The following is a 1,916-nucleotide window of genomic DNA, read 5'->3' as shown; positions in this document are numbered from 1 at the left end:
TTAAATTATAAACATTTATATGTTTATAATTTAAACATAAAATAACTTGATTAAAAAATGATGTAGCGGAAATTGTCACATTGATTTGTAATCTGTCCAAAAAACCCCATCAGAGCCTTAAAGAAAACGTATGGATTCAAAAAGAAAATTATTTAGAAAAGGATTGATTGGGGGATTTCTCTGTAACGAAAATTCTCCGAATGCCTATAAAAACAAAAATCAATAGGGAATAACCGATAAAAAAGGGAACGATGTAGTCAATAAAACCCAGGGAAAGCAATATTGCCATCAGCAGCAGCTGGAAGCCAAGTCCGTAAAGAGATACCATACTCATAAACCACTTTGGGAATGTGGAGACCTCGACAGCCTCTTTATCCAATTCATGGATTATTTTGTCAAAAGGCATGTATAAAAAATTGAAGGTAGTGAATAAGATATCTACAGTTTTCTGTTTTTCTCCCGGAAAAGCAGTCGGACTTTCTTTCTCAAAGATACTGCTGGTAACATCTCCCCCTTCTGAATTGTGGCGTAAGATCACGTAATAATAATTATACAAGGTGCCCTGGAACTGCATGCAAAGAAATGCTGCCAAAGTTGTCCATATACTTGAATCTGAAGCCAAGCAGATGCTGAGCAGGAAAAGCAGGTTTAGGATGTTGTCAAAAATAGAATCGAGGTACCGTCCGGTATAAGAAGGGGTATTTTTGACCCTGGATAATTCTCCGTCTGCGGCATCGATCACGGATTTTAAGAGGAGGAAAATTCCCGAAGCAACAAAAAAGCCGTTTAGAATGCAGTAGATTGCCAATAAACCACTGATTCCAAAAAGAAAAGTAACCTGTACAGGTGTGACAAAAGTATTTTTAAGCTGATTGGCAAATACCTTGGCCAAGGGCCTGCCGTAATCTGAGAAATCGAGGAATTTCTCCTCTTTGGAAAGTTTGGACATGATGAAAGGCCGGTGCAAAACTGAAAGCCCTTGCAAAACTTTCAGCCACCTGCTTTAATTGATAAGACTTAATTTATCCTAACAGCCATAGTTGCTATATTGTTCCGGACTATTTGAATGCAGTCTTCCCATGTGCTTACTGTCAATAGATTAAATAAATGTTTGAAATCATTGAATCTAACCTTAGTTTCGGATATCTGTTTCTATTATGGAAAATTACAAAGACTATTTGGACGGCATTATTGCCCACGATATAAGGTGGAATATCTACAAAACAATCCTGGTAATTTTGGTTTTGTGGCTGATCAAAAAAGGGGCATATAAGCTTATCGCAAGAGGTAATGATTCCGATATCAAGAAACAGTTCCATACCCGCAAGACGGTTGAGTATGTCCTGTTTTTTATAGGGTTTCTATTGGTAGGCAATATCTGGATCATCAATTTCCAGTCCATTACCACCTTTTTGGGTTTGTTGTCAGCGGGTATCGCCATCGCTCTCAAGGATATCTTTGTCAATATTGCGGGATGGATTTTTATCTATTGGCGCAAGCCCTTTGATGTGGGAGACAGGATTCAGATAGGTGAGTTCAAAGGAGATGTAGTCGACTTAAGATTGTTCCAATTCAGTTTGCTGGAAGTGGGCAACTGGGTAGACGGGGAGCAGAGTACCGGTAGGATCGTCCACGTGCCCAACGGGAAGGTATTTATTGATCCCCAAGCCAATTACAGTCAGGGCTTTGACTACATCTGGAACGAGCAAAACGTGTTTATAGGCTTAGATTCCGATTACAAAAAAGCCAACCTTATTTTGAAAGAAATCATGAACATGTTGCTTTCTCCTGATTTTAAAACAATAGAGTCCGATTTGAGAATAGCCCAAAAGGAACATTTTATTTCATTTAGCCAATATACTCCAACTGTCTACACCAAAATCCAAGAGAGAGGCATTCAACTTTCACTCAGGTAC

Annotated in this window: 2 protein-coding genes; one reads left to right on the top strand and one right to left on the bottom strand. The window is 38.7% G+C overall.

Translation table 11 applies throughout. The features are described from left to right. Positions 1–148: 148 nt before the first annotated feature. Positions 149–949, bottom strand: coding sequence for a CDP-alcohol phosphatidyltransferase family protein (locus ACZFYI_RS19820; RefSeq protein ID WP_462525848.1), 801 nt, complete (start codon positions 947–949; stop codon positions 149–151). A 208-nt stretch (positions 950–1,157) separates the two neighbouring features. On the opposite strand from ACZFYI_RS19820, the gene ACZFYI_RS19815 reads away from it, so the two are divergent. Continuing rightward, a partial coding sequence (locus tag ACZFYI_RS19815) for a mechanosensitive ion channel family protein (RefSeq protein ID WP_462525847.1) occupies positions 1,158–1,916 on the top strand: 759 nt, incomplete at its 3' end.

Source organism: Aquiflexum sp., assembly GCF_977115555.1.
This window is presented reverse-complemented; position numbering and strand designations above follow the sequence as displayed.

Coding starts and splice junctions, on each gene's coding strand:
- ACZFYI_RS19820 (WP_462525848.1), bottom strand. CDS start 949: ATGTCCAAACTTTCCAAAGAGGAGAAATTCCTCGATTTCTCAGATTAC.